The 11,707-nt window shown below is 71.5% G+C and carries 11 protein-coding genes and 1 pseudogene; 5 read left to right on the top strand and 7 right to left on the bottom strand.

Annotated features, from left to right (window positions below; genetic code table 11):
- Positions 1-127, top strand: a pseudogene (locus FPZ41_RS40205) (IS630 family transposase); the annotation flags it as partial.
- A 310-nt stretch (positions 128-437) separates the two neighbouring features.
- Here the strand turns inward: FPZ41_RS40205 and FPZ41_RS49695 are convergent.
- On the bottom strand, positions 438-560 hold the full coding sequence (locus tag FPZ41_RS49695; RefSeq protein WP_265584284.1) for a hypothetical protein: 123 nt from the start codon (positions 558-560) through the stop codon (positions 438-440).
- Positions 561-690: 130 nt separating this feature from the next.
- Here FPZ41_RS49695 and FPZ41_RS40200 point away from each other — a divergent pair, with 130 nt between their 5' ends.
- On the top strand, positions 691-1,710 hold the full coding sequence (locus FPZ41_RS40200) for a GlxA family transcriptional regulator (RefSeq protein ID WP_152869005.1): 1,020 nt from the start codon (positions 691-693) through the stop codon (positions 1,708-1,710).
- Positions 1,711-1,723: 13 nt separating this feature from the next.
- Here the strand turns inward: FPZ41_RS40200 and FPZ41_RS40195 are convergent, their stop codons facing one another.
- Positions 1,724-2,545, bottom strand: a complete 822-nt coding sequence (locus FPZ41_RS40195; RefSeq protein WP_322621340.1) for a rhomboid family intramembrane serine protease — start codon at positions 2,543-2,545, stop codon at positions 1,724-1,726.
- A 159-nt stretch (positions 2,546-2,704) separates the two neighbouring features.
- Between FPZ41_RS40195 and FPZ41_RS40190 the strand changes: the two genes are divergently transcribed.
- Positions 2,705-3,028 (top strand): hypothetical protein, encoded by a 324-nt coding sequence (locus tag FPZ41_RS40190; RefSeq protein ID WP_152869001.1) that lies wholly within the window; start codon positions 2,705-2,707, stop codon positions 3,026-3,028.
- An 89-nt stretch (positions 3,029-3,117) separates the two neighbouring features.
- Here the strand turns inward: FPZ41_RS40190 and FPZ41_RS40185 are convergent, their stop codons facing one another.
- Together FPZ41_RS40185 and FPZ41_RS40180 are read right to left on the bottom strand one after the other, a co-directional pair.
- Positions 3,118-4,518 (bottom strand): FAD-dependent oxidoreductase, encoded by a 1,401-nt coding sequence (locus FPZ41_RS40185; RefSeq protein ID WP_152869000.1) that lies wholly within the window; start codon positions 4,516-4,518, stop codon positions 3,118-3,120.
- A gap of 27 nt (positions 4,519-4,545) precedes the next feature.
- On the bottom strand, positions 4,546-5,547 hold the full coding sequence (locus FPZ41_RS40180) for a DUF4349 domain-containing protein (RefSeq protein ID WP_152868998.1): 1,002 nt from the start codon (positions 5,545-5,547) through the stop codon (positions 4,546-4,548).
- A gap of 168 nt (positions 5,548-5,715) precedes the next feature.
- On the opposite strand from FPZ41_RS40180, the gene hemG reads away from it, so the two are divergent.
- The gene (gene hemG / locus FPZ41_RS40175; RefSeq protein WP_152868996.1) at positions 5,716-7,104 is read left to right on the top strand and encodes a protoporphyrinogen oxidase; all 1,389 of its coding nucleotides are present in this window, start codon (positions 5,716-5,718) and stop codon (positions 7,102-7,104) included.
- 192 nt (positions 7,105-7,296) lie between these two features.
- Entirely contained in the window at positions 7,297-8,028 is a 732-nt protein-coding gene (hemQ, locus tag FPZ41_RS40170) for a hydrogen peroxide-dependent heme synthase (RefSeq protein ID WP_152868994.1), read from the top strand.
- Positions 8,029-8,155: 127 nt separating this feature from the next.
- On the opposite strand, the gene FPZ41_RS40165 is transcribed toward hemQ, so the two are convergent.
- From FPZ41_RS40165 to FPZ41_RS40155, 3 genes are all read right to left on the bottom strand, one after another.
- Complete coding sequence (locus tag FPZ41_RS40165) at positions 8,156-9,781, bottom strand: alpha/beta hydrolase (protein ID WP_152868992.1); 1,626 nt, start codon at positions 9,779-9,781, stop codon at positions 8,156-8,158.
- A 151-nt stretch (positions 9,782-9,932) separates the two neighbouring features.
- Positions 9,933-10,685 carry a TIGR04222 domain-containing membrane protein gene (locus tag FPZ41_RS40160; protein ID WP_152868990.1) on the bottom strand — a complete coding sequence of 251 codons (753 nt, stop codon included), beginning with the start codon at positions 10,683-10,685 and terminating at the stop codon, positions 9,933-9,935.
- Between the two features lie 86 nt (positions 10,686-10,771).
- A complete protein-coding gene (locus FPZ41_RS40155; RefSeq protein WP_152868988.1) occupies positions 10,772-11,536 on the bottom strand; it encodes a DUF4142 domain-containing protein in 765 nt (254 codons plus the stop codon).
- Positions 11,537-11,707: the final 171 nt, after the last annotated feature.

Here is an 11,707-nt window from a genome sequence, read left to right as displayed (position 1 = left end):
AGACATCCGCACCTGGATCGCCGCATGGAACACCGACCCCAAGCCCTACGTCTGGACGAAGACCGCGGACGAGATCCTCGAACGCCTCGCCAGTTATCTGAACAGAATTCCTGACTCAGAAGACTAGGCCCGACAGGGCCCGGTTCCCGTATCACTCGCGGGTACCCGGGATCGCCGCCTCCGCGGTGGCCCGGGTCTCGTGGTCGGTTCGGGTGCCGCATGTGAACTCCCGGATACCGCCGCCAGGCCCGGTAACACGACCGGGTTTTCCTGACAAAGGGCCGGTTCTGACTGCCCCGTCAGACCCGGCCCTTCCCCTGTGCCCGGAAACTCTCCGGCCCGAAACGCGTTCAGGCCGCTGCGAACAACCCCCGACACGACCCGCGGCAACGCACTCGTGCCCGGCCAGTAGTGACCCGACGCCGCTGCCCCTGCCGTCAGCCGCTCCTGCGGCCGGGCCGGGGCGCCGGCTTCAACCCGTGGCGGATCGCGTTGGCCGCGTCGATGCCGTAGCACACGTCGCGGAAGAAACGCTTGCAGGCGATGCCCAGTGCGCGCATGTCCGTCCCTGCCCCTCTGAGTTTTGTGCGCTGTTGTCTGCCACGATCCCGCGAGGGGCCGTCCCGGAACAGTGGCGGTGGTGACACTGTCCGCTAAGATTCCGCCAGCGTCCCCGCAGAGGAGCGACGGATGATCCAGCGGCAGCAAGACCCTCCGTACCGCGTCGCCGTGCTGGTGACCGATCAGACCTCGTCCTTCGAGATCGGCATGGTCACAGCGGTCTTCGGGCCGTATCTGAGCGATCTGATCCCCGCGCACTACGAGCTGCGGCTCTGCGCGGAGCGGCCCTCCTCGGTGCCCATGGCGGGCGGTGCCGTCCTGACCACGCGGTACGGGCTACGGCAGCTGCGTCTGGCCCACACGGTCATCGTGCCCAGCAGCGCCGATCCGGAGGTGCCGCCGTCCGGCGCGCTCATCGCAGAGCTGCGGGCGGCGCACCGCGCCGGTGCGCGCATCGTCTCGACGTGCATGGGCGCGTTCACGCTGGCGGCGGCCGGGCTGCTCGACGGACGGCCGGCCACCACCCACTGGCGCTGGGCCGATCTGCTGCGCACCCGCCACCCACGGGTCGAGGTGGATCCGAATCCCCTGTACGTCGACGACGAGGACGTTCTGACCGGTGCGGGCAGTGCCGCCACTCTGGACCTGTGTCTGCACCTGGTACGCAAGGACTTCGGGACGGAGCTGGCCAATGCGGTGGCGCGTCGTCTGGTGATCCAGCCGCACAGGGACGGCGGCCAGGCCCAGTACATCAAGGCGCCGGTGTCGGTGCCGTCCGAGAACCACGGGATCTCGCGCAGCATGGCATGGGCCCTGGAGCACCTGAGCGAGCCGGTCACGGTGGCTGCGCTCGCCCGGGAGGCGCTGATGTCCGAGCGCAGCTATCTGCGCCACTTCGCCAAGGTCACGGGGACGTCACCGATCCGCTGGCTGATCTCGCAGCGGGTACGGGCGAGCCTGCCGTTGCTGGAGACCTCGCATGCCTCGGTGGAGGAGATCGCGACGGCCGTGGGCTTCGAGTCGCCGGTGACCTACCGCCACCACTTCTCCAGGACCATGCGTACGTCGCCGTCGGCCTACCGGCGGGCATTCCGTACCGTGCAAGCGGCCAGAGAGGCCGCTGACGGCGCGGACCAGGATCACATGTGACGCGGTGTCGCCGTCACCAGCCCGGCCGAGCGCGCCTGCCGAACAGGATGCCGCGTGGCTCCGGTGGAGCCGGCGTGCCGGGGCGCAGCGGCCAGGCCAGCAGCATGCCCACGACGAAGCCGACGACATGCGCCGCGTACGCCACGGTCCCGGCATGCGAGATGGCCGCGCCCGACGAGTACACCGCCTGCAGCCCGAACCAGAAGCCCAGCACGACCCAGGCAGGCAGCCGCAGGGGCAGGAACAGCAGGAACGGTACGAGGATCCAGACCCTCACCCTGGGATAGAGCACCAGATACGCGCCGAGCACCCCGGCGATCGCCCCGGACGCACCGATCAGCGGGGCGGTCGAGTCGGAGTTCGCCAGCGCGTACCCGTACGCGGCCGCGTACCCGCACACCACGTAGAACAGCGCGTACCGCACATGGCCGAGCCGGTCCTCGATGTTGTTGCCGAAGATCAGCAGGAAGAGCATGTTGCCCAGCAGGTGCAGCCAGCTGCCGTGCAGGAACATCGCCGTGAACACCGACAGCACCGGTGACTTGACGTAGCCCGGCGGACCCACCAGACACCCGGGTCCCCGCTGCGGGTCGAACGCGACCTGGCCCGTCGGCACCAGCCGCGGCAGCTGGTGGTAAATCAGCTCCCGCGGCACCGCCGCGTAGTGGTCCAGGAAGGCCTGCAGATGGCACAGCTGCGCCAGGCCGCTGTCACCCGCCACCGAACCGGAGAGACCCGGCATGAGGAGGAAGACGAGGACGTTGGTAGCGATCAGCGCGTACGTCACATACGGCGTCGTGCGTACGGGCATCACATCATGGACGGGGATGACCACAAGGAACTAGTGCCCTCTGTCGGACCCCGGAACCGTGTGTCGCCGCCGAGCCACGCGCCTACCACGCGACGTTGCGCCCCAGTGGGTGAACGCGGCCGTCTCTGCGTACGTATGTCTCCTCAACGCCCGTGATGCGGTCAACTACGTGAGGATCAGGCGATGAACGACCGAGTAACTCCTCCGATGCACGCCACGCCCGACGGTGAGGCCGAGATCACCCTGGTGGTGCGCCTGCCCTGGGAGGACGTGGCACGGCTCGGCCAGGAGGCCGGCCGGCTCGCCGCGCAGATGAAGCGGCCCGTGACGCTCGACGAGGCCGTCAGCCACCGGTTGCGCTCCGCGCGGGCGGCTGCCACCCATGCGAAGCCGGCGGGTGAGCAGCCGCCCGCGATGACCATGAGCGCGTCCGTGTCGTCGTTGCCGCCGCGACCGCCGGCGGAGCAGGCGCGGCAGGCGATCGAGAGGATCAACGGAACGGCTTAGCTCCGCTGGTTGGGCAGTGGGCGCCGTGGGGGGCCTGTCGCTTTTTGGCTGCGGGTTCGTCGTGGCTGGTCGCGCAGTTCCCCGCGCCCCTAGAACTCGCTGCTTCGCAGCTCGTTCACCGCCTTGCGCGCCACCACCAGTACCGGGTCCCAGACCGGGGAGAACGGTGGGGCGTAGCCCAGGTCCAGCGATGTCATACCGTCCACCGTCATGCCCGCCGTCAGGGCCACCGCCGCGATGTCGACGCGTTTGGCCGCGCCCTCGCGGCCGACGATCTGGGTGCCGAGGAGGCGGCCGGTGCGGCGTTCGGCGAGCATCTTGACGGTCATGGGGGCGGCGCCCGGGTAGTAACCGGCGCGGCTCGTGGACTCGATGGTGGCCGTTACGTACTGGAGGCCCGCCCGGCGTGCGTCCTTCTCCCGCAGGCCGGTGCGGGCGATCTCCAGGTCGCAGACCTTGCTGACCGCCGTGCCGACCACGCCGGGGAACGTGGCGTATCCGCCGCCGGCGTTCGTGCCGATGACCTGGCCGTGCTTGTTGGCGTGCGTGCCCAGCGCGATGTACCGCTCGCGGCCGGAGACCAGGTCGAGGACCTCCACGCAGTCGCCCCCGGCCCAGATGTTCTCGTGGCCGCGCACGCGCATGGCCAGGTCGGTGAGGAGGCCGTCGTGGTCGCCGAGCGGGAGGCCCGCCGCTTTCGCGAGCGCCGTCTCCGGGCGTACGCCGATGCCGAGGACCACCACGTCCGCCGGGTACTCGGTGTCCTCCGTGGCGACCGCCCGTACCCGTCCGTCCTCTCCGGTCGGCAGCCTGGTGACCTCGGCGTCGTTCACCATCGTGATGCCCAGGTCCGTCATGGCCCGGTGGACCAGGCGTCCCATGTCGGGGTCGAGCGTGGACATGGGCTCCTGGCCGCTGTTGACGACCGTCACCTCGTACCCGCGGTTGATGAGTGCCTCCGCCATCTCCACACCGATGTACCCGGCCCCGACCACGACCGCGCGGCGGCCCTTCGTGGCGGCCAGTGTGTCGAGGAGTGCCTGTCCGTCGTCCAGGGTCTGCACGCCGTGCACGCCCGGCGCGTCGACGCCGGGCAGCGGTGGGCGGATCGGGCGGGCGCCGGTCGCGATCACGAGCTTGTCGTACGACGTCCACGACTCGGCGCCGGAATCGACGTCCCGCGCGCGGACGCGTGATCCGGGGACGTCGATCTCCGTGACCTCCGTGCGGAGTCGCAGGTCGATCGCCCGCGCGCGATGCTCCTGAGGTGTGCGCGCGATCAACTGGTCCCGGTCGGTGACGTCGCCGCCCACCCAGTACGGGATGCCGCACGCCGAGAAGGACGTGAAGTGGCCCCGCTCGAAGGCCACGATCTCCAGCTCCTCGGGGTCCCGCAGCCGGCGCGCCTGCGACGCGGCGGACATGCCCGCCGCGTCGCCACCGATCACGACCATTCGCTCCCGCGCACCCCGCGCACCGCTCATGTTCATGCGAACACGCTACGGGGACTGGAGATTTCAGTCCTGCTCGCCGCTCTCCTGTGCTCGCGCGGACCCCGGTGCCGGGCGGGCCTGCGGCAGCGGGCCCAGCGCGGACATCGCCGACGCGGACGCCGTGGCCGGCCGCCGCGGCAGCCTGGGCCGTACGACCCGTACCCACACCAGCATCAGCAGGGCGGCGCCCAGGAGGAACGGGAGCAGTGCGCCGAGCGCGAGCGCGATCCAGCGGAACATGGTGACGAAGGCGTTCCAGCCGCCCGCGAGTGCGTCCAGGAAGCCCGGGTCGTCGTCCTTGCCGGCCTTCTTCACCGGGGTCTCGGTCAGCGAGAGCCTGATCGTGGCGAGGCCGGTGCGGTCCTTCAGGGACGCCTGACGGGCGAGCAGGGCCTCCAGATCGGCCTGACGGCTGCTCAACTCGCCTTCCAGGGTGACCACGTCGCTCAGCTTCGTCGCCCGGTCCATCAGCTCGCGGATCCGGGCCACGCTGGCCCGCTGCGACGTGATGCGGCTCTCCACGTCGACGACCTGGTCGGTGACGTCCTCGGCCTTCGCCTCGCGCTCGACCAGTTCGCCGGTGCCCTCCAGATCGCCCAGGACCTCCTCGTACTTGTCGGTGGGCACGCGCAGCGTGACACGGGTGCGTTCGCGGCCCTTGCCATCGCGGGTGGTGGTCTCGGCCCCGACGAACCCGCCCGCGTTCTCCGTGGTGGTGCGGGCCGCGTCCAGGGCCTTCGGCACGTCCTTCACCCGCACGGTCAGCGAGGCGGTGCGGATGATGTGGCTCGCGGTGGGATCGGGCGCCCGGGTGGCCCTGCCCGCGCTGCCGCCCTTGCTGTCGCTCGCGCTGTAGTCGGCACCGGCACCGCCCCGCTGCTGCGAGGCCGCCTCGGCCTTGCTGCTGTCGCCGCTGTTGGAATCCTGGCCCGAGCTGCACCCGGCGAGCGCCAGGGCGCTGACGAGGAACAGTGCGGCCAGCGCCCGCACAGGTCGCCGGGATCGTCGTACGCGCGTTTCGGCCATGTCGGCTTACCCCCGAGGGTTGTCGTGACGGACGTACCTTCGACGCCGGAACGGCCCGGGACGTTGGGTCCTTCCGGTCCCGATGCGGTCACGGTCGGGACTCGGCCGGGACACCGGTCGATCACCCGGTGTCACCGGGCTGTCAGTGGGGTCTGAGAAGGTGGAGGCATGCGTGGATCAAGTGCGGGGGCGGGGCACGTCGTCGTCATCGGGGGCGGAATCGCCGGGCTGGCCGCCGCGCACCGGTCGTTGGACCGGGGCGCGCGCGTGACCGTCCTGGAGGCGTCGGACAGGGTCGGCGGCAAGCTGCTGCCGGGCGAGATCGCGGGCGTGCGGGTGGACTTCGGCGCCGAGTCGATGCTGGCGCGCCGCCCCGAGGCGGTCGGCCTGGCCCGTGAGGTGGGCCTAACGGACCGCCTCCAGCCGCCCGCCACGGCCACCGCCTCGATCTGGACCCGCGGCGCCCTCCGCCCCATGCCCAAGGGCCACGTCATGGGCGTGCCCGGCACGGCGTCCGCCCTGGCCGGGGTGCTCTCCGAGGAGGGACTCAAGCGCATCGAGCGCGATGCCGACCTGCCCCGCACGGAGTTCGGCGACGACGTGGCCGTGGGGGAGTACGTGGCGGCCCGCCTCGGCCGGGAGGTCGTCGACCGCCTGGTGGAGCCCCTCCTGGGCGGTGTGTACGCGGGCGACGCGTACCGCATCTCGATGCGCTCGGCCGTCCCCCAGCTCTTCGGGCCGGCCCGCGCCCACGTGTCCCTGACGGAGGCCGTCCGTGAGGTGCAGGCCAGGGCCGCCGCCGCTCAGCAGACCGGGCCGGTGTTCATGGGCATAGAGGGAGGAGTGGGCGGGCTGCCGCTCGCGGTCGCCGCGTCGGTGCGCGCGCGGGGCGGCGAGATCCTCACGGGGACGCCGGTGAGCGAGCTGCGCCGGACCCGGGAGGCGTGGCGTGTCGTCGCGGGCGACCGTGTCCTGCACGCCGACGCGGTCGTCGTGGCCGTCCCGGCCCCGGCCGCAGCCGAGCTGCTGCGTGCCGAGGCACCCGCCGCCGCGACCGGGCTGGCCGCCGTCGAGTACGCCTCCATGGCCCTCGTCACCCTCGCCTACCGCCGCGCCGGCACCGCCCTCCCCGAGGGCAGCGGTTTCCTCGTGCCGCCGGTCGACGGGCGGACCATCAAGGCGTCCACCTTCGCGTCCCAGAAGTGGGCCTGGATCGCGGACGAGGACCCCGGCGTCCTCGTCCTGCGGACCTCCGTCGGGCGGTACGGCGAGACGGAGATCCTCACCCACGACGACGACCACCTCGTGGCCGTCTCCCGCCATGACCTGCGCGAGGCCGCCGGACTGACCGCCGAGCCCGTCGAGACCCGCGTCACCCGCTGGAACGACGGTCTGCCCCAGTACCCCGTCGGCCATCACGCGCGCGTGGCCCGCATCCGCGAGCAGGTGGCGGGGCTCCCGGGGCTGGCCGTGTGCGGCGCGGCGTACGACGGCGTCGGTATCCCGGCGTGCATCGCGAGCGCCTACGCGGCGGTGGACCAGATCCACCGCGAGTGAACCGTAGGGGCGCGCCGGTGCCGAGAGGTCGAACGCGCGGAGGCCCGAAGGGCTGAGCACGATCGGGCTCTCGGCACCGGCTGGAGCGTCCCGGAGGTGAACGAGCCAATAAAGGGGGCGACCGGCGAGGTGTGCAGCAGCTCACCGCCAACCCGGTGCAGAGCCTGCACGGCGGAGCGGGAGAATAGGTTCATGAGTGACGACGCCCCCACCACCGAGTCCGGCAGGATCCCGAACAAGGGCAAGCTGGCCAAGGACCTGAACGAGGTCATCCGCTACACCCTGTGGTCCGTCTTCAAGCTGAAGGACGTGCTGCCCGAGGACCGCGCGGGCTACGCCGACGAGGTCCAGGAGCTCTTCGACCAGCTCGCTGCCAAGGACGTGACGGTCCGCGGCACGTACGACGTGTCGGGTCTGCGCGCCGACGCCGACCTCATGATCTGGTGGCACGCCGAGACGAGCGACCAGCTCCAGGAGGCGTACAACCTTTTCCGCCGTACGAAGCTGGGCCGCGCGCTCACGCCCGTGTGGTCGAACATGGCGCTGCACCGCCCCGCCGAGTTCAACCGCTCGCACATCCCGGCGTTCCTCGCCGACGAGACGCCCCGCGACTACGTCAGCGTGTACCCCTTCGTGCGCAGTTACGACTGGTACCTGCTGCCCGACGAGGACCGCCGCCGCATGCTCGCCGACCACGGCAAGATGGCCCGCGGTTACCCGGACGTGCGCGCCAACACGGTCGCCTCGTTCTCCCTCGGCGACTACGAGTGGATCCTGGCCTTCGAGGCCGACGAGCTATACCGCATCGTCGACCTCATGCGCCACCTCCGCGCCTCCGAGGCCCGTATGCACGTCCGCGAGGAGGTGCCGTTCTTCACCGGGCGGCGCAGGTCGGTGGCGGAGTTGGTGGCGGGGCTCGCTTGACGAGGAGGCCGGTCGGGTCTTCTCGGCCGGGGGTCCGGGGGTTGGCCCCCGGGCGATGCAGCACGGGGCGGCGCAGGTCGGTGGCTGAGCTGGTCGAGGGGCTCGCCTGATCGCTGGTCTCGCCTGATCAGTGAAGGTACGGGGCGGCCTGTCCCTTGGCGGAGCGGCCGCCCGGCCCCTTCGGCAGTGGTTCCGGACGCGGGGCGCACCCCGCCTCCCCTGCCGGGAGTCGGCCCTCCAGGAGGTAGGTCTCCAGGTAGCCGTTGACGCACATGTTGGGGCCGCCCGCGAGACCGTGCGTGCCCGCGTCCTGCTCGGTCACCAGCACCGAGCCGGACAGCCTCCGGTGCAGTTCGAGCGCACCGCCGTACGGTGTCGCCGCGTCCCGCTCGGCGGCAAGGATCAGCGTCGGCGCCAGCTCACCGGGGCCCGTGCGCACATCGAGCGGACGCTGCCGGGGCACCGGCCAGTACGCGCACGGCAGGTTCGTCCACACGTTGGCCCAGGTCTCGAAGGGTGCCGTGCGCGCCAGACGGGTGTTGTCGCGGTCCCAGACACGCCAGTTGGTGGGCCAGGGAGCGTCGTTGCACTCGACGGCCGTGTACACCGCGTCGGCGTTCTCCCGGCCGGCCGCCGCCTCCGGGTGCGGACCGGCCAGCCGGACCAACGGCTTCGGGTCGCCCTTCAGATACGCGGACAGCGCCTGCGCCCGTGAGGGCCAGTAGTCGTCGAAGTAAGCGGCCTGCAGAAACGTGCCGTGCAACTGACCGGGCCCCACAGTGCCGCCCGCAGGCTCGGCGGCCAGCCGCGCCCGCGCCCTCTCGTAGCTCCTCAGCACGTTCTCCGCGCTGTCCCCGAGCCCGTACGTCTTGTGATGCAGGGCCATCCACACGCGGAAGTCCGTCCAGCGGCCCTCGAAGGCGGCCGACTGGTCGAGGTTGTTCCGGTACCAGATCTGGCCGGGGGCGGGGTTCACCGCCGAGTCGAAGACCATCCTGCGCACATGCGAGGGGAACATCGTCGCGTACAGCGCCCCGAAGTACGTGCCGTACGAGGCGCCCATGAACGTCAGCCGTGGTTCGCCGAGCGCTGCCCGCAGCACGTCCAGGTCACGGGCGTTGTTGAGCGAGTGGTAGTGCCGCAGCCGGCCGCCGCTCCGCTTCGCACAGCCACTCGCGTACGCCTTCGCCCGGGCGACGCGCTCCCTCTTGTACCGCTCCGAGGGGTACGTCGGTGCCTCCGTGGGCCCCTGCGGGAAGCGCCTGGAGTCCTGGCAGGACAGCGGCGCCGAGCGGTTGACCCCACGTGGGGCGTATCCGACCAGGTCGTACGCGGCCGCGATGCGCTTCCACCCGGGGACATGGCCGATCAGCGGGAACGCCATGCCGGAGGCGCCGGGTCCGCCCGGGTTGTAGACGAGGGCGCCCTGCCGTGCGATCTTCCCCTTCGCGGGGCTCTTGCCCGTGGCCTTGATCCGGCTCACAGTCAGCTTGATCCTCCGGCCGTCGGGGTGGGCGTAGTCGAGGGGCACCGTGACGGTGCCGCACTGGAGGCTGCCGGGCAGGCCCTCCTCCTTGGGGCACGCGCCGAACCGGATGCCCTCCTTCGAGGCGCGCTCGGCGGCGATCTCGGTGCCGAGCGTCTCGGCCGTGGCCCGGCTCCCGGGCCACCGGGGGGCACCGCCGGCCGGCGCGGCGACGAGGGCGGACAGAACCAAGGACCCGGCGGTTCCGTACAGCACGGCAGCTCTCATCGCGTATCCCTTCGGCGCTCCGCAGCAACACAAGGGATGTTTCGTTCGAGGTAGGGGGAAGTAAAGCAACCGGGCCGCTGCGGGAGACCCCAATGCCCCTGATAGCGCCCGGCCAGGGGCGCGAGAGGCAGTGCCCCGCCATGCGGCCTGCTCAGCGATGCCCGAACGCCGCCCGCACCTCCGGCTCCCCTGCCGCCCGGACACCCCGCACCGCGACCGAGGTGAGGTACGTCCGGTCGTCGTCGCCCTCGGTGTGCCGGGTGAGCGCGGCGAGGAGCCGCTGGCCCGCCGGCGACGCCCAGCGCGAGTACGGGTGGACCTCGACGCGGGCGATGGCCAGGCAGCTCAGGCTGAGGATCAGGGGGAGCGCGAACCAGAGGGCGACCAGGACCGGGTCCACGGCGGAGTCGTGTGCCGGCATCAGCAGCGCGACGGTGCCCAGCGCGGTCACGAGCAGCGCGGAGCCCCGCACCTGGCGGACGGCCTCCGCGACCGTCGTCCGCGTGCCGTCCGGTACGGCGAGGCCCGCCGCGACGAGCCGGTCGGCGAGGCGCCGTACGGACTCCGCGGCCGCGGCGGACTGCCGTACGGGAGCGATCCGTGACTGGCCCTCAGGGCCTATGGCTCCTATCACCGAACGCTCCATGTCGTCGCGCCCGTCCGGGTCCACCACGGTCGCCCAACCGGTGTGCGCGAGCAGCAGACGCCGTTGCCGGGCCATCGCCACCAGCGTCAGTTCGGCGACCCGTGCGGGGCCACCGGACAGAAACGCCGCCTCGTACAGCGTCAGATCACGGCGTACGACCCCGGGTTCGGCGCCGGAGCGCGCGGCGGCCAGACACAGCCGCATGCACGCCGTGCCGACGGCGACCCAGGCCAGGAGCAGGAGGAGTGGCCACAGCATGAGCGTTTTTCTATGTGAACGGCCGCCGGATCGCCATGGGTTGTTCAGGATGCGGACAGGCGGTCACCGGTACATCACGTTCCGCTTCAGGGCCGGTCCTCCTCGGGGCCGACGGCCGCCGGAGGCAGGCTGTAGTCCGGGGACGGGGTCACGGGGATCGGCGAGCCGGGATCGTCGGCGGGGCCGGGCGGGGCCGGGGAGTTGGTGAGGGGCGGAGTGCTCGCGGAGGCGGCGTCGTGGGCCAGGGCGTCGTAGTCGACGAGCCCGGTGGCCTCCAGGACCTTGATGTGGTCGAGCACGGTCGCGTTCGCGTCGTCGGCGAGGTCGCGGACCAGGGAGTTGCGGGTGGTGGCGCGGACCTGGGCGACCAGGGAGAAGACCTTGCCGTGTGCCTTGCGCAGGAGGTTGGCGAACTCCCGGTCGTACTCCTCGCCCCGGGCCGCCGCCAGGGTGGCCAGCCAGGACCGCTGTTCCTCGCTCGGCTGGTTGGGCAGTTCGAGCCCGAGGCGCGCGGCGACGACGCGGACACGCGCGTCGAGGAAGGTGTGGCCCTCGACGAGGTGCTCGCCCGCCGTGTGCACGGCCTGGGTCGTGCCCTTCTGCTCGGCCTGCTGCCCCGCCGGCAGCTCCCACAGTCCGGCCAGCCGGACCTTCGTGATGAACTCCCGGTCCAGGCCGGACAGTGGACCGTACTGCGTCGACACGGTGGACGCGTTGAGCGCGTGCACGCCGGTGCCGGAGCGGTCCGCGTACGACCAGATCGGAACGATCAGCGCGACGAGGGTCGCCGTCAGTCCGGCGACGATCAGCCCTGTCCCACTGATCAGTCCGCCGCGGTTGCTGGATCGCATGGTGCCTCCTGTCGCGGCACCGCACGCTAGTGCGCTTCGGGTGCGGGTTGACTGCGGATTGGCATGTTACTGCCGGGTCTACGTCAACTGCCGTACGAGGAAGATGCGTTGATGTGGCCAGAAACGGGTGCTGAATGGTGTATGGGGGCAGGGGTGTGCACGGGGGTGAGA

This window comes from Streptomyces acidicola, assembly GCF_009377235.1.
GTDB lineage: Bacteria > Actinomycetota > Actinomycetes > Streptomycetales > Streptomycetaceae > Streptomyces > Streptomyces acidicola.
Note: the sequence above shows the minus strand (reverse complement) of the source record. Positions and strands in the feature narration are given on the sequence as shown.

Bases quoted from the DNA above. Each gene is read 5' to 3' on its own strand.
- FPZ41_RS40160 (WP_152868990.1), bottom strand. From the start codon at position 10,685: ATGCTGTGGCCACTCCTCCTGCTCCTGGCCTGGGTCGCCGTCGGCACG.
- hemQ (WP_152868994.1), top strand. From the start codon at position 7,297: ATGAGTGACGACGCCCCCACCACCGAGTCCGGCAGGATCCCGAACAAG.
- FPZ41_RS40165 (WP_152868992.1), bottom strand. From the start codon at position 9,781: ATGAGAGCTGCCGTGCTGTACGGAACCGCCGGGTCCTTGGTTCTGTCC.
- FPZ41_RS49695 (WP_265584284.1), bottom strand. From the start codon at position 560: ATGCGCGCACTGGGCATCGCCTGCAAGCGTTTCTTCCGCGACGTGTGC.
- FPZ41_RS40180 (WP_152868998.1), bottom strand. From the start codon at position 5,547: ATGGCCGAAACGCGCGTACGACGATCCCGGCGACCTGTGCGGGCGCTG.
- hemG (WP_152868996.1), top strand. From the start codon at position 5,716: ATGCGTGGATCAAGTGCGGGGGCGGGGCACGTCGTCGTCATCGGGGGC.
- FPZ41_RS40155 (WP_152868988.1), bottom strand. From the start codon at position 11,536: ATGCGATCCAGCAACCGCGGCGGACTGATCAGTGGGACAGGGCTGATC.
- FPZ41_RS40200 (WP_152869005.1), top strand. From the start codon at position 691: ATGATCCAGCGGCAGCAAGACCCTCCGTACCGCGTCGCCGTGCTGGTG.
- FPZ41_RS40190 (WP_152869001.1), top strand. From the start codon at position 2,705: ATGAACGACCGAGTAACTCCTCCGATGCACGCCACGCCCGACGGTGAG.
- FPZ41_RS40185 (WP_152869000.1), bottom strand. From the start codon at position 4,518: ATGAACATGAGCGGTGCGCGGGGTGCGCGGGAGCGAATGGTCGTGATC.